Annotated in this window: 23 protein-coding genes; 5 read left to right on the forward strand and 18 right to left on the reverse strand. The window is 68.9% G+C overall.

Going from position 1 to position 25,620, the window contains the following annotated elements; genetic code table 11:
• Positions 1–28: 28 nt before the first annotated feature.
• Complete coding sequence (locus HUA78_RS31660; RefSeq protein WP_141642414.1) at positions 29–1,174, reverse strand: cystathionine gamma-synthase; 1,146 nt, start codon at positions 1,172–1,174, stop codon at positions 29–31.
• A 49-nt stretch (positions 1,175–1,223) separates the two neighbouring features.
• Positions 1,224–1,985, reverse strand: a complete 762-nt coding sequence (locus tag HUA78_RS31665) for a crotonase/enoyl-CoA hydratase family protein (RefSeq protein ID WP_174467408.1) — start codon at positions 1,983–1,985, stop codon at positions 1,224–1,226.
• Between the two features lie 134 nt (positions 1,986–2,119).
• Between HUA78_RS31665 and HUA78_RS31670 the strand changes: the two genes are divergently transcribed.
• Positions 2,120–3,121 (forward strand): class I SAM-dependent methyltransferase, encoded by a 1,002-nt coding sequence (locus HUA78_RS31670; RefSeq protein WP_371745698.1) that lies wholly within the window; start codon positions 2,120–2,122, stop codon positions 3,119–3,121.
• A 34-nt stretch (positions 3,122–3,155) separates the two neighbouring features.
• On the opposite strand, the gene HUA78_RS31675 is transcribed toward HUA78_RS31670, so the two are convergent.
• Positions 3,156–4,346: a hypothetical protein gene (locus tag HUA78_RS31675; RefSeq protein ID WP_174464168.1), complete on the reverse strand. Its 1,191-nt coding sequence runs from the start codon at positions 4,344–4,346 to the stop codon at positions 3,156–3,158.
• A 235-nt stretch (positions 4,347–4,581) separates the two neighbouring features.
• On the opposite strand from HUA78_RS31675, the gene HUA78_RS31680 reads away from it, so the two are divergent.
• Positions 4,582–5,247: an RNA polymerase sigma factor gene (locus tag HUA78_RS31680; RefSeq protein ID WP_174458571.1), complete on the forward strand. Its 666-nt coding sequence runs from the start codon at positions 4,582–4,584 to the stop codon at positions 5,245–5,247.
• Positions 5,234–7,066: a FecR domain-containing protein gene (locus HUA78_RS31685; protein ID WP_174477832.1), complete on the forward strand. Its 1,833-nt coding sequence runs from the start codon at positions 5,234–5,236 to the stop codon at positions 7,064–7,066. The genes HUA78_RS31680 and HUA78_RS31685 overlap by 14 nt, the downstream gene beginning before the upstream one ends.
• Positions 7,067–7,095: 29 nt before the next feature.
• Here the strand turns inward: HUA78_RS31685 and HUA78_RS31690 are convergent, their stop codons facing one another.
• Positions 7,096–8,289, reverse strand: coding sequence for a DTW domain-containing protein (locus HUA78_RS31690; protein ID WP_141642419.1), 1,194 nt, complete (start codon positions 8,287–8,289; stop codon positions 7,096–7,098).
• A gap of 146 nt (positions 8,290–8,435) precedes the next feature.
• Here HUA78_RS31690 and HUA78_RS31695 point away from each other — a divergent pair, with 146 nt between their 5' ends.
• Together HUA78_RS31695 and HUA78_RS31700 are read left to right on the forward strand one after the other, a co-directional pair.
• The gene (locus HUA78_RS31695) at positions 8,436–9,200 is read left to right on the forward strand and encodes a 16S rRNA (uracil(1498)-N(3))-methyltransferase (RefSeq protein WP_174477833.1); all 765 of its coding nucleotides are present in this window, start codon (positions 8,436–8,438) and stop codon (positions 9,198–9,200) included.
• A 33-nt stretch (positions 9,201–9,233) separates the two neighbouring features.
• The gene (locus HUA78_RS31700) at positions 9,234–10,856 is read left to right on the forward strand and encodes an aminopeptidase P family protein (RefSeq protein WP_141642421.1); all 1,623 of its coding nucleotides are present in this window, start codon (positions 9,234–9,236) and stop codon (positions 10,854–10,856) included.
• 114 nt (positions 10,857–10,970) lie between these two features.
• On the opposite strand, the gene HUA78_RS31705 is transcribed toward HUA78_RS31700, so the two are convergent.
• The 14 genes from HUA78_RS31705 to HUA78_RS31765 form a co-directional block, all read right to left on the reverse strand.
• Positions 10,971–12,140 (reverse strand): winged helix DNA-binding domain-containing protein, encoded by a 1,170-nt coding sequence (locus tag HUA78_RS31705; RefSeq protein WP_254623994.1) that lies wholly within the window; start codon positions 12,138–12,140, stop codon positions 10,971–10,973.
• A gap of 273 nt (positions 12,141–12,413) precedes the next feature.
• Positions 12,414–12,950, reverse strand: coding sequence for a DUF4123 domain-containing protein (locus tag HUA78_RS31710; protein WP_254623995.1), 537 nt, complete (start codon positions 12,948–12,950; stop codon positions 12,414–12,416).
• Positions 12,951–12,985: 35 nt separating this feature from the next.
• Entirely contained in the window at positions 12,986–13,516 is a 531-nt protein-coding gene (locus tag HUA78_RS31715; RefSeq protein WP_141642424.1) for a hypothetical protein, read from the reverse strand.
• A gap of 51 nt (positions 13,517–13,567) precedes the next feature.
• Complete coding sequence (locus tag HUA78_RS31720; RefSeq protein WP_141642425.1) at positions 13,568–14,998, reverse strand: DUF2914 domain-containing protein; 1,431 nt, start codon at positions 14,996–14,998, stop codon at positions 13,568–13,570.
• 77 nt (positions 14,999–15,075) lie between these two features.
• On the reverse strand, positions 15,076–15,396 hold the full coding sequence (gene grxD, locus HUA78_RS31725) for a Grx4 family monothiol glutaredoxin (protein ID WP_174477836.1): 321 nt from the start codon (positions 15,394–15,396) through the stop codon (positions 15,076–15,078).
• A 16-nt stretch (positions 15,397–15,412) separates the two neighbouring features.
• On the reverse strand, positions 15,413–15,670 hold the full coding sequence (locus tag HUA78_RS31730; RefSeq protein ID WP_141642427.1) for a BolA family protein: 258 nt from the start codon (positions 15,668–15,670) through the stop codon (positions 15,413–15,415).
• Entirely contained in the window at positions 15,670–16,215 is a 546-nt protein-coding gene (locus HUA78_RS31735) for a YqgE/AlgH family protein (protein ID WP_141642428.1), read from the reverse strand. Before HUA78_RS31735 ends, HUA78_RS31730 begins: the two co-directional genes overlap by 1 nt.
• Before the next feature lie 86 nt (positions 16,216–16,301).
• Positions 16,302–16,763 carry a response regulator gene (locus HUA78_RS31740; protein WP_141642429.1) on the reverse strand — a complete coding sequence of 154 codons (462 nt, stop codon included), beginning with the start codon at positions 16,761–16,763 and terminating at the stop codon, positions 16,302–16,304.
• Between the two features lie 93 nt (positions 16,764–16,856).
• Positions 16,857–17,669, reverse strand: a complete 813-nt coding sequence (locus HUA78_RS31745) for an ABC transporter permease subunit (RefSeq protein ID WP_174458563.1) — start codon at positions 17,667–17,669, stop codon at positions 16,857–16,859.
• A gap of 193 nt (positions 17,670–17,862) precedes the next feature.
• Positions 17,863–18,747 (reverse strand): ABC transporter permease subunit, encoded by an 885-nt coding sequence (locus tag HUA78_RS31750; protein ID WP_141642431.1) that lies wholly within the window; start codon positions 18,745–18,747, stop codon positions 17,863–17,865.
• Entirely contained in the window at positions 18,744–18,914 is a 171-nt protein-coding gene (locus tag HUA78_RS45995; RefSeq protein ID WP_217442663.1) for a hypothetical protein, read from the reverse strand. The genes HUA78_RS31750 and HUA78_RS45995 overlap by 4 nt, the downstream gene beginning before the upstream one ends.
• Positions 18,911–20,497 carry a peptide ABC transporter substrate-binding protein gene (locus HUA78_RS31755; RefSeq protein WP_254614867.1) on the reverse strand — a complete coding sequence of 529 codons (1,587 nt, stop codon included), beginning with the start codon at positions 20,495–20,497 and terminating at the stop codon, positions 18,911–18,913. The genes HUA78_RS45995 and HUA78_RS31755 overlap by 4 nt, the downstream gene beginning before the upstream one ends.
• A gap of 242 nt (positions 20,498–20,739) precedes the next feature.
• Complete coding sequence (gene lon, locus HUA78_RS31760) at positions 20,740–23,190, reverse strand: endopeptidase La (RefSeq protein WP_141642433.1); 2,451 nt, start codon at positions 23,188–23,190, stop codon at positions 20,740–20,742.
• Between the two features lie 198 nt (positions 23,191–23,388).
• Complete coding sequence (locus HUA78_RS31765) at positions 23,389–25,458, reverse strand: prolyl oligopeptidase family protein (protein WP_254623996.1); 2,070 nt, start codon at positions 25,456–25,458, stop codon at positions 23,389–23,391.
• Positions 25,459–25,620 lie beyond the last annotated feature (162 nt).

A 25,620-nucleotide genomic window follows, 5' to 3' on the forward strand; every position in this document is an offset into this window, starting at 1 on the left:
AGCCCGCAAGGCGCGGGGCCTTTCGCGGTTACTTCACCGCGTCGAGCGCCTGGGACAGGTCATCGATGAGGTCGCGCGAGTCCTCGATGCCGACGGACAGGCGGATGAAGCCATCGGCGATGCCGAGCTTCTCGCGCGTCTCCTTGGGCACGGAGGCGTGGGTCATGATGGCCGGGTGCTCGATGAGGGACTCGACGCCGCCGAGCGACTCCGCGCAGGCGAAGACCTTCACCGTCTTGAGGAAGCGGCGCGCCGCCTCCAGGCCGCCGTGGATGTCGAACGTCAGCATGCCGCCGAAGCCCGTCATCTGCTGGCGCGCGAGCGCGTGCTGCGGATGCGTCTCCAGGCCCGGGTAGGTGACCTTCTTCACCTTGGGGTGCGTGGCGAGGAACTGGGACACCTTCATCGCGTTGTGCGCGTGGCGGTCCATGCGGACATGGAGCGTCTTCACGCCGCGCAGCACGAGGAAGCTGTCGAAGGCGCCGGACACGCCGCCCACCGCGTTCTGGAGGAAGTACATCCGCTCGGCCACGTCCTCGCGGCTGGTGCAGACGAAGCCGCCCACCACGTCGCTGTGTCCGTTGAGGTACTTGGTGGTGGAGTGCGCCACCACGTCGAAGCCGAGGTCCAGCGGGCGCTGGAAGTACGGCGTCATGAAGGTGTTGTCGGCGACGGCGAGGATGTTGTGCTTCTTGGCGACCTCGGCGATGCGCGCCAGGTCGATGAGCTTGAGCATCGGGTTGGTGGGGGTCTCCACCCACACCATCTTCGTCTTCGGCGTAATCGCCGCCTCGAAGGCTCTCGGGTCGGACAGGTCGACGAAGGAGAAGTTCAGGCCGCAGCGCTTGTAGACCTTGTCGAAGAGGCGGAAGGTGCCTCCGTAGACGTCGTCGGAGACGATGACGTGGTCACCGTGATCCAACATGTGCATCAGCATGTCCGTGCCCGCGAGGCCGGAGGCGAAGGCGGCGCCGTACTTCGCGCCCTCGAGCGCGGCCAGACAGTCCTGGAGCGCCTTGCGGGTGGGGTTCTGCGTCCGGCTGTACTCGTAGCCCTTGTGCTCTCCGGGCCCGTCCTGGACGTAGGTGGAGGTCAGGTAGACGGGGGTCATGATGGCGCCCGTCGTGGGGTCCGGCTCCTGACCGGCATGGATGGCGAGAGTGTCGAAGCGCATGGGCGGGGGAGTAACACAGCCCCCTGGGCCGTGCATCAGCCCCGCTGCCCTACTCGAACGTCCCGTGCCGCCCCGCCCCCTTCGCGAAGCGGGTGGCCCCGGCGATGGACTCCGATTCCAGCACCTTCACGCCCCCCACGAACTCCTGACGCAGCGCTTCTTCCAGGCCCAGGCCCCCCTGGGCGTAGGCCGAAGCCCGGTCCGCGTTCATGCAAGCCTGCGGAAACGCGGCCACTTCCCGGGCGAGCGCTTCGGCCGCCTCGCGTGCCTGCCCCCGGGGCACCACGCGGTTGACCAGTCCCATGGCCAGCGCCTCCTGAGCCGACACGGGGCGTCCGGTGAGGATGAGGTCCATGGCCCGAGACAGGCCGATGAGCCGGGGCAGCCGCACCGTTCCGCCGTCGATGAGCGGTACGCCCCAGCGCCGGCAGAAGACGCCCAGCACCGCGTCCTCCTCCGCCACGCGCAAGTCGCACCACAGCGCCAGCTCCAGGCCACCCGCCACGGCGTGGCCTGAAATCGCCGCGATGACGGGCTTGCCCAGCACCATGCGCGACGGGCCCATGGGGCCGTCCCCGTCGACTTGAAGGCGCGGCATGCGGCCCTCGGAGACGGCCTTGAGGTCCGCGCCCGCGCAGAAGGTGCCGCCGTCGCCGTACAGCACCCCCACGCGCGCGTCGGAATCGGCATCGAAGGCGCGGAAGGCGTCAGCCAGGAACTGGGCGGTGGCGCCGTCCACCGCGTTGCGCACCTCGGGCCGCTGGAGGACGACGGTGGTGATGGGGCCGCTCTTCTCGACGCGCACACTCATGGCGCCGAGTCTTCCCTCCCCCAGCACTCGCCGCAATGCCCGCGCGGGGGGCGTGCGCTTCGTCACCTGACCGCCCGAAGCGACCTCTTCCGAGCTTGTCGTCCGTCCGCGAGTCAGGGATGAGTGGGGCCGAGATGGCAGACCCACACGATACTCACGGCAACGGCGGCAACGAGATACCCGGGACGACCGAGGCGGCCATGTTCGCCAACCGGCTGCGCAAGGGCGCGAAGCACTTTCGCAAGTGGGCCCAGGCCCGGGGGCTGACGTCGTTCCGCGTCTACGACAGGGACATCCCCGAGTACCCCTTCGCGGTGGATATCTACGGCGACTGCGTCCACGTCACCGAGTACCCGCGCCGACGCGCGCTCAAGTCCGGCACGGCGGAGACGCAGCGCACGGAGGTGCTCGCGGCGGTGACGGAGGTGCTGGAGGTCCCCGCCGAGCGCGTCTTCGTCAAGACGCACACGCCCCAACCCTGGGGCCGCGCGCAGTACGGCCGCGTGGGCCAGGGCAATGGACGGCTCGTGGTGGAGGAGCGGGGCCTGAAGTTCTGGGTCAACCTGGGCGACTACCTGGACACTGGCCTCTTCATGGACCACCGCGACACCCGTCAGCGCGTGCGCGAGGAGGCCAAGGGCAAGCGCTTCCTCAACCTCTTCGCGTACACGGGCGCGTTCACCGTGTACGCCGCCGCGGGTGGCGCCGCGAGCACGGTGACGGTGGACCTGTCCAACTCGTACCTGGACTGGGCCGAGGACAACCTGGACCTGAATGGACTGGCGAGCTCGCGCCACGAACTCATCCGCGCGGACGCGAAGGCGTGGGTGGAGGCCCAAGCCCGGGGCCCCGAGCGCTTTGACCTCATCGTCTGCGACCCGCCCTCCTTCTCCACCTCGAAGAAGATGACGGGCTCGTTCAACGTGCAGAGAGACCACCCGCGCCTGCTGGACGCACTCCGGACACTGTTGTCACCCGGAGGCGTCCTCTACTTCTCCAACAACTTCCTCGGCTTTCAGCTCGACGCCAAGGCGACGCGCGGCTGGAAGTCCGTGGAGGAGCTCACACCGGCCTCCATCCCCGAGGACTTCCAGCGCAAGGACATCCACCGCTGCTGGCGGATGGTGGCGCCCTGAGGACGGACCTCAGCGCGCCACCCGTCATGACGGACTACAGCCAGCAGACGTTTTCCTGGCAGCGCTCTCCCGCCGGGCACTCGCAGTTGGCCACGCAGGCCTTGCCGCTCCCTCGGTTGACGGGCTTGCACGCGCCCTCCATGCAGGCCTCTCCCGCCGGGCACTCGCAGTTGGCGCGGCACACGGTGGTGGTGCCCGCATCCTGCGGCGTCGGAGGCGGAGGCGCGCGGCAGTAGTTGTTCGTGCACACCTGACCTGAAGGACAGTCGCAGTTGGCGGCGCAGGCATTGCCCGGGCCCGCGTCGGGCGGAGGAGGCGGCGGAGCGGGAGGACGGCAGTAGCCGCTGGTGCAGACCTGGCCGGAGGGGCAGTCGCAGTTCGCCAGGCACGTCTGACCCGGTTCCGGCTCCGTGGAGCGGCACTGGCCGTTCGTGCAGACCTGGCCCGAGGGGCACTCGCAGTTGGCGCGGCACTCACCGCCGTGGGGAATGGGCAGGCAGTAGCCAATCTGGCAGGACTGGTCCGCGGGGCATTGAGTGGTGGACTCGCACTGCGCACGGCACTGGCCGTCCACGCAGTCCTTGCCACCCGAGCAATCCGCCGCCGTGCGGCACGCGTTCGGGTCCGGCGGACGCGGGCGGCACACGCCGAAGACACACGCCTCGGTGCTGGAGCACTGCCCATCCGTCGCGCAGCCGCGGTGACACTGGTTGTTGATGCAGTAGTTCCCCGTGCCGCAGTCCGCGTTCACCTGGCACACGGGCCCCGGACCCGCATCCATCGGAGGATGCCCCCCGTCGGGAGGACCCGCGTCGGGACGACCGCCGCCATCCGGGCGAGGGCCACCGTCGGGCTTCGGGCCGGAATCGGGAGTGCCGCCGTCACGCGGCGGCCGCGAACTACTCGGGGTGCAGAAGCCGTCCTCGCACCTGCCACCGGAGGAGCACTCGGCGGTGCGGGTGCAGGGCTGATTGCAGACGGAGTTGATGCAGATCTCCGTGCCGGGGCATTCGAGCGTGGAGGTACACCGATCCGCGTTGGGCCCCAGGTCGCGACAGTAGCCCGCACGGCAGTACTGGTCGGCGTCACAGTCGGCGTTGGTGGCGCAGTAGCAGAGTTCCTCGTCGTCCAGCCAACTGTCATCGTTCTCGTGGATGATGCAGCCAGAGAATGCGAACAACACGAGGAGCGGCGCCAGCAGGCCGCGTGCGGGGTGGTGCCTCATGAGCGGGGACTCCATGCTTCGGGGAACCGGTCCGGCCACCGGGTGGGTTGTCCGGTTTCACCCGCGTTCGACTCCAAGGCGCTGACGGCTGATCAAAAATCTTTTTTGATCGGGTCACGTCGCTGCGGCGACCCAGGGGCACGGAGGTAGTGTGCTGGCCTGGACCTTTCACATGGACGGTGGGGCGCTCCTACAGGGGGGGACCTCATGGCGCGTCCCGGAGGGAGAGCGTCCGGTGATCTTCCGCGAAGCCCAGGCATTGGCGCCGGCCGCCTCGCCCGAGGAGCGCCCTGGACAGGGCCCTTCCTCACCTCCCACGTCGGATGAGCCCCAGCTCCAGTCGCTGGTGCGCCGGCTCCAGGAAGGAGACACCACGGCCTTCGAGCACCTCTACGAGCTGACCCGGGTGGACGCCGCGCGCACCTTGCGGCACCTGGTGGGCAATCGCGTGGACGTGGAGGACCTGCTCCAGGAGGTGTACCTGCGGCTCTTGACGGCGGTGAAGGGCTTCCGGGGCGAGTCGCGCTTCCGGACGTTCTTCTACCGGGTGTGCTCGAACGTGGCGCTGTCGCATCTGCGCTGGAAACGGCGCAGGCCCGAGGACTCGGTCGCGGAGCCGCCCGAGCAAGAGTCTCCAGACGAGGACCCGGAGCGTGCCGCGTCGCGGCGGCAGGCCGCTCGGCTGGTGGAGGCGGCGCTGGAGAAGCTCAAGCCGAAGAAGCGAATCGTCTTCGTGTACTACGAGCTGTGCGGAATGAGCCCGGACGAAATCGCCGAGGCCGTGGGAAGCTCTCCCAACACCGTCCGCAGCCGCCTGCACCACGCGCGATTGGAGTTCAACGAGGCCATGCAGCGACTGCTCGCCACCCGCCGCCCTGGAGGCCCTCATGGCGCACCCTGAGGCACGGGCGCTGTGGGCGCTGGCGGCGAACGAGCTGAGCGCCGAGGAGACGGCGAGCACGCGCACGCACCTGTCGAGCTGCGCGACGTGCACCGCCGAGTGGGAGCAGGTGCGGACAAGCCGCGCAGTGCTGCACGAGGCCAGGAGCGTGGAGCCCCAGGTGAACTGGGACGCGGTGGGCACGAAGCTGCGCGCCGAGGCCGCCGCGCGACTGGAGACGAAGTCCTGGCGGCCCCGGTGGCCGTGGAGCACCGCGACGGCGCGACGCTCCGGGAGCGAGGAACACGCGCGACAGGAGGGGAAGTCCACTGCGGCCTTGTCGCCCGTGAGAACGGTGAGCGCGCGACGGGCGGACAAGTCATTCCGACCGACGTGGCCCTGGGCGCTCGCGCTCGCGGGAACCTGCGCCGTGGTGTTCGCGCTCTGGGTGAGCCGTCCAACAGGGCCGTCCGTGAGTCCCCGTCCTCCTGAAGTGGTGCTCGCGGAGCAAGCGGCTCCGCCTCCCGAGGCGACGGTGGCGATGGGCACGCCCACGTCCCCCGCCGAGCAGGATTCGACCCGAGCGGAGAGCACGACGGGCGCGGTGATGCGCGAGCGCGGCGGCGCGGAGCGAGAGCTGCGGGCCGGGATGCGTTTGCGCTCGGGGGCGGCGGTGAAGACTCCGGCGCGAGCCTCCGCGATGTTGCGCCTGCCGGACGCGAGCCGGGTGAGGTTGTCGTCGGACTCGGAGGTGGAGCTGTCTCGCGCGGAGGCGAGCGACGTGCACCTCACGGTGCGCCAGGGCCGGGTGTCCGTGAAGGCCTCGCATGCGGAGCGCCGTGGCTTCCTCGTGGACGTCGCGGGCCTGCGAGTGTCGGTGGTGGGCACGGTGTTCACCGTGGAGCGCACGGCCCTGGGGGCATCGGTGGCGGTCTCCGAAGGTCGAGTCCGCGTGGAGCTGCAGGGCCAGCCCGCGCGGATGGTGGGCGCGGGCGAGCGTGTGGAGTTGTCCGAGCAGGGGGGCGCGCTGAAGCAGGAACCGCTGTCCGAGCCGGACCGCGATGCGCTCGACTCGATGGACCTTCCCACCGAGTCGTCCACGCAGGAGCCAGGCCCGACGGTGCCGACAGGTGCGAGCACACCCGAGGCAGCTCCGAGCGTGGTGCCGGCGGTGGCCCATGCCCCCCAGACGCCGAGCACCGTGAAGCCGGCCCTCGCAACGGAGCCCTCCCACAAGGTGGAGCGCAAGTCGAAGGTGGTGGCCGCATCCATGAAGTCTCGACAGGAGAAAGCTCCGCTTCAGCCAGGTGCATCGGAGGTAAGGGAGGAGTCCCCCGTGGAGCCCACGTCACCGCCGCCGACCGCGGTGGCCTCGTCAACGCCCTCGCCGGCCTCCACTCCTCGGAATCCCGCGGACCCCACGCAGGAGTTCGCGCCCTACCCCGCGCCGTCGGTGACGGAGAAGCTGCCTCCCGCGCAGCTGGCTCCCAACGTTCCCGAGACGAAACCGCCGGTGCAGGTGGCGGAGCGTCCTCAGCCCAAGAAGAAGGAGGGACTCATTCCGATGTCCCTGCTGTCGAAGGACGCTGACGAGCGGTTCCTGGGCTACGCGCGAATCCAGATGGGGCCACGGACGTGTGAGAACTTCCTCGCGGGCCTGGAGGAAATCGCGGACAAGAGCCCGCGCACGGACCACCGCGAGCAGGCGCGCTATCTGCGCGCACGCTGCTTCGAGGAGCGACTCCAGGGGCAGGACGCGAAGATGGAGTATCGCCAGTACCTGAACGACTTCCCGCGCGGCCGGTACGCGCGAGAGGCAGGCACCGCGCTGCTGCCCTGAACCCCGCGAGCACCCCGGTGCCCGACGCGTCAGCCTTCGGTGCCTGTGCGCTGTTGCTTCACCCGCTTCATCGGCTCCTGGGCGAGGCCACGCTCCACGAGCACGCGCAGCACGGACTCCAGCGCGCGGATGCGCGTGCCCGCGCGCCCGGGTGCCCACGAGGGCACGTCCGGACCGGCCAGCAGCTCCATCGCGTGCTCCACACCGCCGGCCTTGCCCTCCAACGCACGCGCCGTGGCCAGCCGCACGTTCCTCGCGGGCCTGCGCTGCACACCGCCGCTCCACAGCAGGTCCAGCGCGAACGTCGTCCACACCGCCAGCTCGTCATCGGGACGCAGGAAGCGCTCGAACCGCTCGAGCGCCTGCACCCGAGGCTCGCCCGCGCGCAGAACCTCTTCCGACAGCTCCACGTGCAACGTCGTGCTGCGAGCCAGCGGCTGCTCGGGCGCGATGATGGCCTCGAAGCGCTCGCCCGTGGCCGGACGACACGCCACCACGTGCACCAGCTCCGGCGGGATGTCCGCACCCGTCGGGTGCGCATTCGCCTCGCCGTAGAAGACGACGAGGTTCTCGAAGTCCTCCGCCAGCGAGCGCAGTTCCTGCGGCGGACGCCACGGACCAAAGTGGATGCGGCGCCGGTTCGGCGACGTCCGCGTCGACTGTCGCCCCAACTGCGTGTCCACCATGTACTCGAACGCCTTCAACATCGTGTCGAAGCGCTCCGGCTCACCTTCCAGCAGCCCGAGGATCTCCACCACCGCCTCGATGGTGGAGACGCAGTGGTCCGCGGGCTCCGCGCGGATGCGGTAGTTGCTCGGGCGGCGAGGCACGAAGCCGATGCGCGGCAGCCCGGCGAGCAGCGGGTTCCGGGCGACGACCTTCTTCGCCTGTGGCCAGGTGCCATCCACCACGATGAGCGTCTTCGGCGGATGCGCGCGCGCCTGCTCCACGGAGATGGCGTCCTCACCAGGGAAGAGGACCGCGACGGACCCGGGGTCCGCGGCCAGCTCCTCCAGCCGGGTGTGGCCGGTGAAGTCGACGCCGTGGTGAAGCTCGGAGTTGGCCAGCGCCAGGTGCGCCATGCGCGCGGTGCCAATGGCCACGCGGCGCTCACGCGGGTGCTGGAGGAAGACGACGCGGGTGCGAGTGTCCAGCCGAGGCGGCAGTTGCGAGCAGTAGCAGGTGCTCTCGGGGCGATGGCAGCGAAGACAAAGGTTACGCACAGCCCGGCTTTACGGCACGGCCCGGGGCCGGGCAAGCACTGCTGGTGGAAGGGCGCCCCACCTGTCAGGGAGCCGGGCGCTCCAGGGCCACCCTGGAGGGAAGAAGGGCCCCACGGCGCCCCCTGGCCGGGGTACAGAAGCTCCCCGTGAACCTGCTGCTGCTCTTCGACGAGGACTTCCTTCCGGACGGCACCGCGCGCCTCACCGGCCGCCGGGCCCAGCATGCGCGCGAGGTGCTCCGCGCCGAGCCCGGCGAATCCCTGCGTGTCGGCCGCCTGGGCGGACTCATCGGCACCGGCGAAGTGCTGGAGAACAGCCCCGGCGTCCTCCACCTGCGCGTGGACCTCACCGAGCCGCCTCCGCCGCGCGCCCGCATCGACCTGCTGCTCGCCATCCCCCGGCCCAAGGCGCTCAAGAAGGTCCTCCCCGCCGTGGCCTCGCTGGGCGTGGACCGCATCGTCCTGGTCAACGCGGCCCGGGTGGAGAAGAGCTACTTCGACTCCAAGGTGCTCGACGGCGCCTTCGTGAGAGAGCTGCTCCTCCAGGGCCTGGAGCAGGCCCGCGACACGTACCTGCCGGAGGTCCTCGTCCGCGAGCGCTTCCGCCCCTTCGTCGAGGACGAACTCGACACCGTCTTCCCCCCCGATGCCGTCCGCCTGCTCCCCCACCCGCCCGCGAGCCAGCCACTGCGCGCCGTGTCAGCATCCCCCGGCCAGCGCTCCGTCCTGGCCATCGGCCCCGATGGGGGTTGGGTGTCGTTCGAGGCCCAACTGTTGGAGTCCCACGGCTTTCGGCCGTTCTCCCTGGGGCCTCGCATCCTCAGGGTGGAGACGGCGGTTCCCGTGCTCGTCGGGCAAGTAGCCCTTCTCGCGGAAGACACTGCTCCGCGTCAGGATGCATCTCGGGCTTGAGGAGCGCGGGGCGCTGTTGAAGAGTGCCTCGCCATGGCCACGTCCATCCCTTCGTCCCCGGTCGCTTCCGACAGCTCGCAGCCCGCGGTCGGTGAGCAGCAGCCCCTCGTCACGTCCGAGCCGCAGGCGCCAGCGAAGCCCGCCAGCCACGACTCGGTGCCGCCGCCCGCGCTGCTGGACTTCATGCTTCAGCAGTGGAAGCCCTCCGCGCAGAAGCTGCCTCCGCGCATCAAGTACGCGGACGCCTTCAAGGCCCGTCGCAAGGCGCTGTCACAGGCGTTCCCCGGAGAGACGCTGGTCATCCCCACGGGCCACGAGAAGGTGCGCGCCAACGACACCTACTTCCGCTTCCGCCCCGGCACGGACTTCTACTACCTGACGGGCAACCTGGAGCCGGACTGCGTGCTGGTGCTGGAGCCGAAGGACGGCGGTGGCCACACGGACATCCTCTTCGTGGAGCCCAACCCGGGCCGCGCCAACGCGACGTTCTTCACGGACCGCGTGAAGGGCGAGCTGTGGGTGGGCCCGCGCCTGGGCGTGCCGGAGAGCCGCGCGCGACATGACGTGGACGAGGCGCGCGGCCTGGACACGCTGGCGGACTACCTGACGGGCCTCAAGGGCGCGGCGACGAAGCCCTCGCGCGTTCTGCGCGGCCACTCGGCCAAGGTGGACGGCGCGGTGACGGAGGGCGGCGAGCGCGACAAGGCGCTGGCCACCACGCTGTCGGAGATGCGGCTCATCAAGGACTCGCAGGAGCTGCGCGAGCTCCAGATTTCCATCGACGCCACGCAGCGCGGCTTCGAGGACGTCATCCGCAGCCTGAAGGTCGCCAAGAGCGAGCGCTACGTGGAGGGCGTGTTCAACCTCCGCGCCCGCGTGGAAGGCAACGACGTGGGCTACAACACCATCGCCGCCAGCGGCTCGCATGCGTGCGTGCTGCACTGGACGCGCAATGACGGCCCGCTGGTTCCCGGGGACCTGCTGCTGCTGGACGCGGGCGTGGAGGGCCACACGCTCTACACGGCGGACATCACCCGCACGCTGCCCATCTCCGGGCGCTTCACACCGGAGCAGAAGGCCATCTACGACCTCGTGTATGCCTCGCAGGAGGCGGCCTTCGCGGCGGTGAAGCCGGGCAACGACTTCATGGAGCCCAACCGCGCCGCCATGCGCGTGCTGGCCGAGGGGCTGCAGAAGCTGGGCATCCTCGAGAGCGCGGCCGAGGCGCTCAAGGACGAGCACCAGTTCTACAAGCGCTACTCGCTGCACAACGTCAGCCACATGCTCGGCCTGGACGTGCACGACTGCGCGCAGGCGCGGCAGGAGGCCTACAAGTACGGCAAGCTCCAGGCGGGCATGGTGCTCACGGTGGAGCCGGGCCTGTACTTCCAGAAGGACGACCTCACGGTGCCCGCGCGCTACCGAGGCATCGGCGTGCGCATCGAGGACGACCTCGTCGTCACCGCTCGGGGTTGCAAGGTGCTCTCCGCCAACATCCCGCGCACGGTGAAGGACATCGAGGCGTGGATGGGCGGCCTGTGGAATGCCGACAAGGCCCCGGCCGCGAAGGCGAAGAAGTCCGCCGCGAAGAAGCCCCAGGCCCGCGTCGCGAAGAAGGCCCCCGCGAAGAAGGCGAAGGCCGGCAAGCGCAAGTAGCACGCGGCGACGGAGTCGGGCCCGACGGTCCGACTCTCGGCGCCCGACGCGGGGCTCGGAGTCACAAGTTCCGAGCCCACCTTGTGGCGCGAAGCCCGACGCCCCCCGTTCGCGTCAGGACACCGGCGCGAAGTGGACGTCGTGGGACGGGCTGTCAGGAGCCGCGAAGGCGAGCAGCCGCGCCCCCTCCTCCGTCAGCGCCGCGCGGTCCTCGCGCGCAATCCGTTCGAAGGGTTCGATGCGCAGCGTGACGCGCTCCTTCTCGCGCTCCAGCTTCCACATCCCTCGCACGAAGCCATCCACCAGCACCGTCGGGCGGATGATGCCGTTGATGGTGAAGACACGCTTGCGGTAGGGCTCGGAGATGATGCGCGAGCGCTCCGCATGCGACAGCAGCAGGTTGTCGAACTCCGCCACCAAGCGCACCGGAGCCGGCGCATCCCCTTCCGGCCGAGGCGCGTCCGGCACATCGAACAGCTCGACCCCCTGCTCGTCGCGGAACGTTCGCAGCCGAGGACGAAGCTGCTCGACGGTGTCCGCCAGTCGAATCAGCCCGGACCAGGCCTGCATGTCCTTCACGCTCGCGGGACCGAAGGCGCCCAGGTAGCGCAGCACCACGTCCTCCAGGGGCAGCGCGGGGCCTGGCGGCTCACCGAACCACGACTTCGACGTGGCGAACTCCACCTCTCCGCCCACGCCCCACGTCCCGAAGGGAGGCACGGTGACGAGCGGCTCGGCCACCCGCACCACGAAGCTCAGCGCACGAGCATCCCGCTCCGGCCAGCGCGCCTGGAGGCGACGCCCCAACTCCACGGTGCTCAAGGGCTCCTTGGCGAGCAGCTTCCGTCCCTCGGCGACCACCAGGTCCAGGTCCAACCCCACCAGCTCCCGCGGATAGACGCTCTGTTTCATCATCCGGTCCAGGACCGCCTGGAGCGTGGGCCGCAGGCGCTGGAAGTCGCGCGCGGTGACGAGGTGCTGCGTGGACCGCATCATCGTCGCCCGAACGACGGTGCGCTCCTGGTAGCACCGCGTCAGGTCGTCGAGCTGGAAGTCCTTCATCCGCGTCCAGAGAGCCAGGTAGGGCGCGTTGCCGGCCTGCGCTTGAAGCCCCACCAGGTGCTCAATCACCTCCGGGAGCGAGCTGGCCGTCCGGCGCAGCAGGTACTGCCGCTGGAGCAGGGCCCGGTTGAGCTCCCGCGTCGTCAGCACCGGAGCCAGTCCACCCTTCCCGCTCCGACGCGGGGTGGTGGCGGATGACGGGCTCTTGCTTCGAGGCGACAAGGCGACCTCCTTCACATTCCGGGGTGCGGCAACCACGCGCTGGCGACGTCCCGGGTTCTTCGCACCGCCCACCCTGGAGCGCGTCTCTTCGGCCGGAATGAAGGGGAAAGGCAAGAACATCAAGGGGATGGGAATCATGGGGCCTGGGGTCCTGGGCGGGTCCGGAAGCTCGACGGCTTCGTAAGACGCACCATGACCCTCGGGCGTGACAGCTATATGTCAGGTATCTGGGCAGGCGCCCCGCCGCCCGCGCGCGACAAGAAACACGGCAGCTCAGGCGGCGACGGTGTCGGCCAGGAGCGGCACGCGCTGGAGCAGGAGTTCCCCGTCGCGCAGCGAGAAGCGCAGCAGCGACGAGCCCTCCTCGTCCTCCATCAGGAACGAGCGGACGGGACCGAAGACGAACTGGAGCTCCTCGGCGTTGCACGTGGGCAGGTACGTCCGGAGCACTCGAGGGTCGTAGTAGCGGAAGTAGAGGCGCTTGCCCCGCTCGTCCTGGACCTTGAGGAACCGTCGGAAGTGACGGCGCAGCAACTCCGGCGCGACGGGCGCCTCGACGTAGAGCCCCCACGCGCGGCCCCACCCCGTACCAATCAGCTCTCCCAGGAGGGGCGCATCGGGCCGCAGCCGGACCAGGTAGGGAGCCACCTCGGCCAGCTCGGCGGGGATGCGCCCTTCGTAGAGACACGAAGCGGCGGGCTCCCAGCGAATCAGCGAGTACACGCGCGACTCACGGGCCGCGTCGAGCAGGGCGTAGCGCTCCAGCGGCGGCGAGCCCTCTTCCGGAGCGGCCCAGAGCAACGCTGACAAGTGTCTGGCGCGCGGTGACATCCTCGTTCTCCCCTTCAGGCGGCGCGCTTCTGGGGCCCTTGCAGGGCCTTCTTCGCGCACTCCTCGCAGAAGGGCGTGCCGTCGGCGGCCGCCTGTCGCAAGGCGCGCACCTGCGCGGCGATGTCCTGCTCGGGCGCGGGAGGCGGAGGCGCGGGACGCTCCACCGGAGCCTCGCGTTCGATGACCACCGGCTCGGTGAACGGAGGCGGCACGTGACGTACGAGCGGCACCTCGCGCACCGTCAGTTCGCCATCGAGAAGGGCCCGCTCCAACCGCTGCTTGAGCCGCTGTTCGAAGTGCGTGCGCTCCAGCGTGGACAGGCCCATGGGACACATGCCGCCCAGCGCCTCGTAGAGCGAGTACACCGTCGCCCGCGAACCCGCGAGCCACCGGTCCAGGTGCCAGATGGCCAGCCCGCCCGCCACCGGCGCGAAGCCCTCGCCGTCCTCGAACGTCATGTCGACGGCGCGCGCAATCTCGTAATCGAGTTGCGTTCCCGGCAGCAGCCAGGACCGCGCATGGGAGGACTTGCGGCGAGGAAGCATGAGCTCAGTATCTCACAGGGCTTCGCGCGAAGTGACTGCACCCGCGCGCGACTAGGGCGTGGGCGAGGGGGCGACTTCCACGGGGATGGGGGCTTCGTCGGTCGGAGCCGACGCGGGCGGTGCCGTCTCACCCGGAACCTTGTCGGTAGGCTTGCGCGTCTTCGCCCACTCCTCGGCGGAGAGGGGGATGATCTCCTTGAGCGTGGAGTACTCCACCTTGAGGTCGCGCGGCTCGGTGCGAGTGTCCAGACCGGCGGTGAAGGACAGGCGGTTGATTTCGTGCCCGGCCTCCGTCTCCAGCACCACGCGCCAGTTGCCGGGCTTCAGGTTGGACGTGGTGGCGTAGAAGCGGTAGCCGCCGTCCGTCCCGTTGCTGCTGACGTTGGCGATGAAGCCGTTGCCACTGGTCGTCCAGCCCTTCTCCGGGTGGTCGTAGTACCAGCGCACGCGCACCTTGTAGGGCGCGAAGTGCTTCGGGGCGAAGATGCGGAAGAAGTAGTACGGCTTGTCGCCGGGCCGAATCACGAAGTCCGGGCCGAACCACGTCCACGGCTTGTACCAGAGCGAGTCGTCCACCGAGGTGAGCTGGTACAGGCCCGGACTGACGCGCTTCACCTCGTGGAAGATGCCCGAGTACTGCACGGCCAGGGGAATCGGCGGGATGACGCCCACCAGGTAGCAGATCAGCAGCGCCGCCTGCACGCCGAAGCCCGGCAGGGCCACCTTGCGCACCACGTACTCGACATCCGGGCGCAGGCGCTCCATCAGCCGCATCAGCCCGAACACGCTCGCGCAGCCCAGGGACACGGCCAGCAGGAACACCCAGAAGCCCATCCGGCCGATGAGCACGGGCAGGAGGAAGGCGAAGTACATCGTCACGCAGAGGCTGAGCAGCGACACGCGGACAATGGGGCCCAGTTGCCGGAAGCGCGGCAGCTCGTTGGCCACCAGCAGGCCGAAGAGGCCCACGATGAAGAGGTACGGCGTGAAGCCCGACGTGCTCTTGAACAAGAGCAGCATGAAGACGCTGAGGAGGCTTCCGAAGAAGAAGTGGATGGCGTCTTCGCGCCAGCGCCACACCTTCGACAGCACCCCCGGGGGCGGCGTGCCCTCCGGAAAGCGCTGCTCCAACAGGATGAGGGTCGCCAGGATGAGCAGGTAGGCGAAGCTCTGCACCATCGTCAGCGTGTCGTCGATGCGGCTGAGCGAGACGATGTCGTAGAGGAAGCCGCCGAAGAAGAAGGCGGCCATCTCCCACTTCTCGTGCCGGGTGCGGAACGCCTGCACCTTCTCCATCAGCGTGGGCGTCTTCGCCGTGGCCACCAGGTCATCGGGGTCCACCACCGCGGGCGCGACGCCCGGTGGGGCATCCGTCAACACGACAGCGGCGTTGGTGGCGGCGTTGGAGACCGGCGGGGCACCCGACGGGTCTGCGGTCTCTTCGGTCTTCTCGGACGGGTTGGGCTGAGTGGCGGTGACCACGGTGTTTCCTCGCGGGAGCGGCCACCCATTCTACCCGCAGGAGGGGAGCAAATCTCCCCTCCCCCCTCCAGCCCGGGTCAGGCCGGGGGCCTGCCAGCGACCAGGTCGGTCAGCTCGCCGCGCTCCGCGATTTCGGCCAGGATGTCCACGCCGCCGACGAACTGCCCGCGGATGAAGATCTGCGGGATGGTGGGCCAGTTCGTGTAGTCCTTGATGCCCTGGCGAATCGCGGGGTCGGACAGCACGTCCACCGTGAAGACCTCACCGTGGGGCTGGAGTATCTGCAGCGCCCGCGCGGAGAAGCCGCACTGGGGGAACAGGGCATTGCCCTTCATGAAGAGGACGATGGGGTGCGACTGGGTCAGCTCGTCGAACCGGGCCTTGAGCTCTGGGTTCATGGATGGGTCTCCTTCGTTAGCGGTTCCCGAGCTTCTTCCACTGCTCGGGCGAGTAGGTCTTGAGGGCCAGGGCATGCAGTTCGCCCGACTTCAGCCATTGCTGGAGCGGCGCGTACACGAGCTGGTGTTGCTGAACCATCGCCTTACCGGCGAAGTCGGGGCTGATGACACGGGCCTCGAAGTGGTCGCCCGTCCCCGTGGTGTCCTGGACCTCCACCTCGGAGCCCGGCAGGGCCTCCAGGATTCGGCTGCGGACGAAGTCTGCGTCAAGCATCAGTTCATTCCCCTTCCCATCACCAGCATGGCTGGGTCCACGCCCATGCCACGCAATGTCGTCTCCCACAACTTGCCAGGCTCCATATCCAGCACCGCGTCCGCGCTGGCCTCGGTGAAGAGCCAGGAGCCGGCGGCAATCTCGCTCTCCAGTTGTCGGGGTCCCCAGCCCGCATAGCCCAGGCAGAAGCGCAGGCGGGGCGCCCCGCGCTCCAGCAGCGGCCCCAGGGCATCCAGCGTCACGCTGAGGAACAGCCCGGGCAGCACCGAGTGCTTCTCCAGGACACCTCCATCGTCGTGCAGCACGAAGCCCCGTTGAGGCTCCACGGGGCCGCCGACGAAGACGGGCTGGCTGGTGCGCTCCGTGTGGATATCCAGGTTCTGCCCGCGCGCCAGCTCGCCCAGGGTCAGCGGTGCGCCCCGGTTGACGACGAGCCCCATGGAGCCGGACTCCCCATGCTCAATCATCAGGATGACGGAGCGGTAGAAGTTGGGGTCCCCGAGCTGAGGCATGGCCAGCAGGAAGCCGGGAGCGAGGTTCTTCACGAGCCGAGCATCAACCGTTCGAGCGGGCGGCGCAACCGGAACCGCCCCCGTCGGGGCTCGCTCCGAGCACGCCGCCGCCCTGGCTTTCAGTGCCAGCTGGTGTGCTTGGACTGCAGCGCCTCGGAGAGTCGCTCCGGGTTGAGCGGCTTGCCGATGAAGAGGTCCGCGCCCAGGCCCTTGCACTTGCGCGCCATGGCCGCGTCGCTCATCGCGCTCACGCCGATGAGGACCGCTTGCGGGAAGCGCTCGCGCAGTCGGGACATCAGCGTGGCGCCGCTGCGACCGGGGAGGAACACGTCGACGATGGCGGCGTCCATGCGCTTGTTGCGCACGGCGAACTCCGCCTCCTCGGCGCTGCCCACGGGCATGGGCTCGTATCCCCAGCCCGCCAGCATCTCCACCAGGATTTCGCGGTGGGATGGATCATCCTCCACGACAAGGACCGAGCTGCGCACGGTCTCCACCTTCAACTCGTCGCTGCGTTCCGTGCGCTCCTTCGCGTCGTGGCCGAGCACGGGGATGGTCTCTTCAGTGGTAGGCAGGGACATGAGGGCACCGGTTGGGCAAAAGGTTTCCGTGTGATGGGAACCCACATTTCCACGGTGGGAATTCCTCACACCCACCGGTGCCCCGGTGCCTGCTCAGGTGGCCTTGCGAGGGCTCGCCGAGAGTGCCTGGGAGGCGAGCGAAGCGCCGAGCACCAGGAGGACGAGCAGCGCCCATGCGGGCAGGACGACGCGAGCGCCGCCCTCGTAGATGAGGGCCGCGTAGCTGGTGCCCAGGTAGCGCCCGAGCGACATGGGTTCCATGCGCGCGATGCCGAAGAAGCTCACGGTGGACTCGGTGAGGATGGCGGTGGGCAGGCGGCTGAGGAACACGGCCAGGGCGAAGGGGCGCAGGGCGGGCCAGAGGTGGACGCGCAACACATGCGTGCCGCCACCGCCGAGTGCTCGGGCCGCGGCGACGAACTCCTGTCCTTCCAGTGTGGCCAGGCGATTGCGGAACATGCGAGCGGGGCCCGCCCAGCCGACGAGCGCGAGTGACGCCACCATCAATCCGAAGGGGCCCAGGCCGCCGCTGTGTCCCGCGTCCGCGAGGGATTGGCCCGCGAGTTGGAGCACCATGACGACGAGCACGTCGGGCAGAGCGAAGACAGCGTCCACGCCGCGCAGCAGGGCCTGCTCCCACGCGCCACCGACGAGTCGAGCCACGGCCGCGACGATGAGGCCGATGAGCGTGGAGAGCCCGCCCGCGCACAGGCCCACGGCGAGGGACACCCAGAGCCCACCAAAGGCCAACTCGCACACCGTGCGGTCCGGCCGCGTCGGGTCCACGCCCAGCGGACAGGTGCTGGCGAGCCAGTCCGGGAACAAGCGCCCGGCCACGAGGCTCAGCGCGCCGAGGCCCACGAGGAGGATGAGCCCGAACGTGGCGCGAGCGGGAACGCGTCTCATGCGAGCACCTCGAGTGGAGCCGGCGACCTCGGGCTCACGACACCGTGCATACGGCGAGCCCCGCGTGTGCGCGGCATCAGCGAGTCACACGACCGCGGTCTCACGAAGCCGCGCGCGGGGCGAGCGTGACACGTGCGCGGAATCTGCGCATCGCACAACCCCGCTCCGTAGCAGGTGGATGCAGGAACAGGCCTCATGCGCGTGCCTCTCGTGAGCGAGGGTCCACCGCATACCGCGTGAGTTCTACCGCGAGGCTGACGACGACGAGAAGCGAGGCAAAGGTGGTGGTGGCCACCACGACGACGGCCACCTGTTTGTTGAGGACGGCGAGGACGTAGAGCTGACCGAAGTACGGCAGTCCCAGCACACGCTCGGCGGCGAACGAGCCGGCGAGCAGCGCCGTGGCCACCGGCCCCACCGCATCCAGCAAGGCGGGCAGCACGTTGGGCAACACGTGACGGCGAAGCACCGTGCCGGGGGCGAGCCCCTTGCCCAGCGCGGTGCGCACGTAGTCGCGCGACAGTTCCGTCTCCAGCGAGTCACCCACCAGGGTGCCCAGGAAGATGCCGGGCCAGATGGACGTGACGAGCGCGGCGCAAAGCTCCGGCAACATGTTGCCACGCTCCACCACGGCGGGAGCGAGCAGGAGCGCGGGGATGAAGACAGGGGTGCCGAAGGCCAGCGCGGGCACGACATCGCCCAGCGCGGCCCAGCGGCCCCGACGCCAGCGCGTGCGCACCATCGCGAAGCCGAGCGCCCACGTCAGCGCCAGGGGCAGCGCGAGCAGTCCGACGCCGACACTGCCGGACAGCTTGCGCGCCAGCTCGTCGCCGGTGACTCCTTGCGCGCTCGTGCCCAGTCGCTCGCCGCGCCAGAGCTTCTGCCACGGCCGAAGAAAGCCCAGCGGCTCACCGATGCCCAGGTCCCGTCGATACGAAGCGGCCAGCTCCGGTGACACCTGTCGCTTCGCTTCGCTCTCCGTGGTGAGCGGAAGCATCGCCATGAGGAAGTACGAGGCCACCGCCACGAGCGGTACCAGCACGAGCTGTCGCGCCAGCTTCTGGAGCACCGACCTCATGGCGTGACCTCGGCGCGCTGCGACTCCACCGGGAGCAGCAGCCATGGTGGGGCCAGCGCCATGTGCCACAAGCGCCCTGCCGTCATGGCGTAACCTCGGCGCGCCGCAGCTCCAACGGGAACAGCCATGATGGTGCCCGCGCCACGCGCCACAAGCATCGCCGTCATGGCGCCACCTCGGCCTGCTTCGGTTCCGGAGCAGACCGGCGCAGCGTGCGCAGCGCCAGGAAGTTGAACGGGTCCACGTCCAGACCGCGAAGCGTGTCCCGAGCACGGAAGTAGCGGTCCGGGTGGTAGAGCGGCGCAATCACCGCCTGCTCCCCCACCAGCACCTCCTGCGCCTGGGTGTACAGCGCATGGGCGCGGGCCTCATCCGCCTCGCCATCCGCCGCCTCCAGGAGTCGCTCGAAGCGCCCCATCGGCTCCCCACCCGCCTGCGTCTCCCAGCCCGTCTGATGGTTGCCCTCGCGCTCGAAGAGCGTGAAGAACGTATTCGGGTGCGCGTAGTCCCCGCCCAATCGGCGCAGATACAGGTCATACGCGCGAGGCCCCTGCGCCGTGCGCCGAGCCACCTCCGCCATGAAATCCGAGCGCGCTTCCAGCACCACCTGCACACCCACGCGAGCCAACTGCGCGGCCACGCGCTCCGCGATGGCGACCTCCGGCACGAAGTTGTCCCCAGCGCGATACACGAGCCGCAACGGCCGCTCCAACCCGGGCACCCCAGCCAGCTCCTGCTTCGCGCGCTCGGGCTCGTAGTGCGGCAGTCGCGCCGCCTCCTCCGTCGAAGCCGCACCCGGAAGCTCCGGAGGCAACAACACATGCGACGGACGCGAAGCCGGCAGCAACCCCGCCACCAGCGCCTCCCGGTCCAACGCCCGTGACAGCGCGCGACGCACCTCGGGCCTGTCCAGCGGGGCGCGCTCCGTGTTGAAGGCCAGGTAGTACGTCGACAGCAAAGGTTCGCGCTGCAGGTCCTCGGGCCGCTTCACGCGCAGGGCCGCGGCACTGTCCACGAAGACGAAGTCCACGCGGCCCCGCTCGTACAGCGCCGGGCCAATCTCCGACTTCATCAAGGTGATGACGGGCACGGGCGCCTCGCCGGGCACCAGCGGCGGAGGAAACGCCGAGCGCGGGTTGTACACCAACCGCACCCGCTCGCCCGCGCGGTCCCAGCTCTCCACGCGGTACGGCCCCAGCGCCAGCGGACGTCCGTCACGAGGCCGATCGAAGTAGTCACGGACCTCCTCATCCGCCCTGCCCTCCAGGTCCGCGGCCGGCGCCGGATAGAAGATGTAGACGTTGGCCACACGGGCCAGGAAGTAGCTGCGTGGATGCACCAGCGTCACCCGCAGCGTGTGCGCGTCCACGGCCTCCACGCCCACGCGCTCCATCGCCGCGCGGAGGTCCGCCTCGGGCGCCATCCGCTCCTGGAGCGCCAGCACCTCCGATGCGCCATCCAGGTCCGCCATCTCCCCGCGCTCCCGCCCGCGCAGCGCACGTCGCCAGCCGACGACGAAGTCCCGCGCGGTGAGCAGCGAGCCATCGGACCAGCGCACATCCCGACGCAGGTGGAAGACGTAGACCTCGCGGCCCTTCTCGTCGCGAGTGCGCTCCCAGCGCTCCGCCAGCCCCGGCCGCACCGAGTGGTCCGCCCCCAGCACGGTGAGACCGCGCTGCGTGGCCAGCATCACCGGATAGTTGGCCCAGCTCTCGGGGTCCGAGTGACTCCAGTCCAGTGTGGTGGGCATGGCGGGCACCACCACCTTGACGCCCGCGTCGGGCTGAAAGCCGCACGGCCCGCAGGCCCCGGTCACCCAGGCCAGCAAGAGACACCACCAAGCGAGTCGCGCGCGAGGAGCCACCGGAGCACGTTGTACCCCGAAGCGCCGCTCCCCCGAAAAGGAGAAGCCAGGAGACCGGCGACTCCTGGTCGGCCGGCATCCTGGCTTCGGTACCTCACGGAGGAAACTCCTCCGCTGTCACCCCGGAACTAGGCCGGGGCGGGGGCCGGCGTGGACGGAAGGTCCGGCGGCGCGGCCTTCAGGCTGTCGGAGAACGGCTTGCGGCCGAACTCCTCCGGCTTCTCCAACACCAGCGCCTCGCGCAGCACGTCGTCCACGAACTCCACCGGGACGATGCGCAGCTGCTTGCGAATCTTCAGCGGGATGTCCTTCAGGTCCTTCTTGTTCGCCTTCGGGATGAGGACCGTCTTGATGCCCGCCCGGTGCGCGGCCAGCGTCTTCTCCTTCAGGCCGCCGATGGGGAGCACCCGTCCACGCAGGGTGATTTCACCCGTCATCGCGACGTCGCGACGGATGAGGACCCGCGTGAGCGCGCTCACCAACGCCGTGCAGATGGTGACACCCGCCGAGGGACCGTCCTTCGGAATGGCGCCTTCCGGCAGGTGGACGTGGATGTCGTAGTTCTCGAACACCTTGCGGTCGATACCGAAGCGCTCGGCGCGGCTGCGCACGTACGACATGGCCGCCTGGGCGGACTCCTGCATCACCTCACCCAGCTTGCCGGTGATGATGAGCTTGCCCTTGCCCGGCATCACGGTGGCCTCGGTGGTGAGAATCTCACCGCCCAGCTCCGTCCACGCAAGGCCGGTGACGATGCCCACCTGGTCCTCCTGCTCCGCCACGCCGTAGCGGTAGCGCGGGGTGCCCAGGAACTTCATCGCCATCTTGCGGTCCACCGCCATGTCCCGCTTGCCGTTCTTCAGCACGTCGCGGGCAATCTTCCGGTACACGCCGCCAATCTCACGCTCGAGCGAGCGCACGCCGGACTCACGCGTGTAGCGGTGGATGATGGTCTTCAGCGCCTCTCGGCTGATGTCCACCTTGATGTCCGCCAGCCCGTTGGCCTCCTGCTCCTTCGGGATGAGGTAGCGCCGGGCAATGGAGAGCTTCTCCGGCTCGGTGTACCCCGCGATGCGAATCACCTCCATGCGGTCCTGGAGAGGACCGGGGATGTTGTGCATCGTGTTCGCGGTGCAGATGAACATCACCTTCGACAAGTCGTAGTCGAGGTCCAGGTAGTGGTCGTTGAAGTTGTGGTTCTGCTCGGGGTCCAGCACTTCCAGGAGCGCCGCGCTCGGGTCGCCTCGGAAGTCCGTGGACATCTTGTCGATTTCGTCGAGCAGGAAGACGGGGTTGTTGCTGCCCGCCTTCTTCAGCGACTGGATGAGCTTGCCCGGCATCGCGCCGATGTACGTGCGCCGGTGGCCGCGAATCTCGGCCTCGTCACGCACGCCGCCCAGGGACAGGCGCACGAACTTGCGGCCCGTGGCCCGAGCAATGGAGCGCGCCAGCGACGTCTTGCCCACGCCCGGAGGACCCACGAAGCACAGCACGGGGCCCTTGAGCTTCTTCACCAGCTGCTGCACGGCCAGGTACTCGAGGATGCGCTCCTTCGGCTTCTTCAAGCCGTAGTGGTCCTCGTTGAGCACCGTCTCCGCTTCCGTCACGTCGAGCCTGTCTTGCGTCTCGTCGTACCAGGGGAGGCTGATGATCCAGTCGATGTAGTTGCGGACGACGGTGGCCTCGGCGCTCATCGGGCTCATCATCCGGAGCTTCTTCAGCTCCTTCTTGACCTTGAGCGTGGCCTCCTTGCTCATCCGCTTGTTCTTCAGCTTCTCTTCAATCTCCTGAATCTCGTTCTTGAACTCGTCGCGCTCACCCAGCTCCTTCTGAATGGCCTGCATCTGCTCATTCAGGTAGTACTCCTTCTGGGTCTTCTCCATCTGCTTCTTGACGCGGGTGCGGATCTTCTTCTCCACCTGGAGAATCTCGATCTCCCCCTGCATCAGCTCGTACAGCTTCTCCAGCCGCTTGGCCGGGGACTCCGTCTCGAGCAGCGCCTGCTTGTCGTTCAGCTTCAGCGACAGGTGCGCGACGATGGTGTCAGCGAGCCGCGCCGGGTCGTCGATGCTGGCGACCTGCATCAGCATCTCTGGCGGGATGCGCTTGTTGAGTTTGACGAAGGCCTCGAACACGGAGTGGACGCTGCGAACCAGCGCCTCCAGCTCCACGCTCTTCTCCGTCTGCTCTTCAACCTCCTCCACCTCCACCATGAAGAAGGCGTCGTTGGGGTGGAACTTCTTCACCTTGGCCCGGCGCACGCCTTCCACCAGCACCTTCACCGTGCCGTCAGGCAGGGGAAGCAGCTGGATGACATGGCCCATGGTGCCGAAGTGGAAGATGTCGTCAGGAGAGGGGTCATTCGTCTTGGCCTTCTTCTGGGCGGCCAGCAGGATGACGGCCTTGTCGTCCGGCCCCTTGTGAGCCATCGCGTCCTTCAACGCCGCGATGGACTTCTCCCGGCCGACGAACAGCGGAACCACCATGTGCGGGAACACGATGATGTCCCGAAGGGGCAAGAGCGGGACGGTGAGTCCCCGCTTCTGGGCTTCCTTCTTGTCGTCACGTCCGAAGAACATGTATCCGCCACCTGCTGGCCTACCGGGAGGGTAGGCCCCTGAAGAGTTGCCCGGTTGCTCGCCCGACGAGCGCTTACCCGGGGTGAAGCATGTCTATAACACGTCGGTTTCAGGCGCCGTTCCCCGCCTCAAGATTGGGGAACGACTTGCTGCCTTCAAGGGAACACCCGGAGCCGACTCGGGTGTCCGCCTGGGGTGTCAGCGGCCCTGCGCTGACTGCCCACCCTGGAGCCCTCCCACCTCCAACGCCTGGAACAAGAACGCGTACTGGTCCGCGCTGGATTCAATGCTCTTGGCCACCTGGTCCGCGCCACCATGTCCCGCGTTCATTTCGATGCGGAGCAGGGCGGGTGACAAGCCGCCAGGTGCGTTCTGCACCGCCGCGATGAACTTGCGAGCGTGCATGGGGTCCACCCTGTCATCGTGGTCCGCGGACATCATCAAGAGCGCGGGGTAGCGCACGTCCGAACGGACGTGGTGGTAGGGCGAATAGGCGTGAAGCGTCCGGAAGTCCTCGGCCTTCTCCGCCGTCCCGTACTCGGGAATCCACGTCCGCCCGCTTCCGAAGAGGTGGTAGCGCACCATGTCCAGCAGGGGCACCTGGCACACCACCGCGCCGTACAGCTCCGGGCGCTGAGTCATGGCCGCCCCCACCAGCAGGCCGCCGTTGCTGCCGCCCTGGATGGCCAGGCGGCGAGGCTGGGTGTACTTCTCGCGGATGAGGTACTCGGCGGCGGCGTGGAAGTCGTCGAAGACGTTCTGCTTGTTCGCCTGGCGACCGGCCTCATGCCACGACGTCCCGTACTCGCCGCCCCCGCGCAGGTTGGCCACCGCATACACGCCTCCCGCGTCCAGCCAGGGCAGGATGCTGGCTCGGAAGCTGGCCTCCATGTTCACGTTGAAGCCGCCATACCCGTACAGCAGCGTGGGGGCGTCACCGTCCCGCTTCAGGCCCTTTCGGTACACCAGGAACATGGGCACGCGGGTGCCGTCCTTGGAGGGGTAGAAGACCTGGTCCACGGTGTAGGCCGTCGGGTCCATGGGCAGCTCCACCTGGGCCCACAGCTCTGACTTCCCGCTCTGGACGGACGTCTTGTAGACGCGCCGGGGCGTGGTGAAGGACGTGAAGACGAAATAGGCCTCATCCTCGTCCTCCAGGCCGGACAGGTTGGAGGCCGCGCCCACGCCCGGCAGCTCCACCTCGCGCACGGGCTTGCCCCGCAGCGTCGTCACGCGGATGACGGTGGTGGCGTCCTTCATGTACTCCAGCGCCAGGTGCCCCCCGACGATGTTCATCGTCTGGAGCGAGGCCACCGGGTCCTCGGGGACGAGCTCCTTCCACGAGGCACGTGCGGGGTGCGCCGGGTCCACCTCGAACACGCGCTGGCGCGGAGCGCCCTCGTCGGTGTTGACGTAGAAGCGGCCCTTCCAGGCCAGCGCGGTGTAGCGGGCGCCCTGCCCCTTCACCAGCAGACGGAAGTCCTTCTCCCCGGGCCGCTTCCAGTAGATGTCGTTCTCGTTCCAGCCCCGGAGCACGTAGACGAAGAGGAACTGGCCGTCGCGGCTCAAGTCGCCCTGGAGGAAGGTGCTCGGGTCACCCGTGTGCGGGTGCACCAGCGCGTCCTTCGCGGGGTCCTCGCCGAGCGCGTGGAAGCGCAGCGTGGTGTAGCCCGGTCGCGCGTCCACGGGGATGGAGGCGTCGGTGGGCAGCCACTCGTAATAGAAGCCCTTGCTGTCCGGCGTCCACCGGGGCTGGGCGTACTTGGCCCCCTCGATGACATCCGCCTTCGACCACTGGCCCGAGTCCACGTCCATCACGTGCAGCACGGCCTCGTCGGCCGCGTTGGGCTTTTGCGCGAAGACGAGCTTCTTGCCGTCCCACGAAGGTGCCCACGTGCCCAGCGACACGGAGCCGTCCTGGCTCCAGCCGTTGGGGTCCAGGAGGACTTTCTCCGCGCCCTTCTCACCGTCGCGCCAGTAGAGGACCGCCTTCTCCTTGTCCTTGTGGGTGCGCATGTAGAAGTAGCGGCCCGCGCGCCGGCTGGGCATGGAGATGGAGTCCACGTAGAACAGCTCGCGGAAGCGGCGCACCAGCGCGTCGCGGCCGGGCACCTTCGCCAGGGCCTCGCGCGCGACGGCATCCTGCGCCTTCATCCACGCCTGGACTTCGGGTGCCTTCTCGTCTTCCAGCCAGCGGTAGGCGTCCGACACCGGCACGCCGTGCACCGTGTCCACCACCGCGTCCACCCGTGTCGCCGGGTATGCCATGCGCGAGTGTTCCTCCTGGGCCCGCGCCCCCACCGGAGGCGCTTCCCGTTCCGCCGGCTTCGAGCCAGCGCAGGCAGAGAGCATCAACCACAAGGCGGGCAGGGGCAGCCGTCTCATGGAGCCAGCACATACAGAAAGCCCCACGCCCGTCCCACAAAAACC

This window comes from Myxococcus sp. CA033, from assembly GCF_013336625.1.
GTDB lineage: Bacteria > Myxococcota > Myxococcia > Myxococcales > Myxococcaceae > Myxococcus > Myxococcus llanfairpwllgwyngyllgogerychwyrndrobwllllantysiliogogogochensis.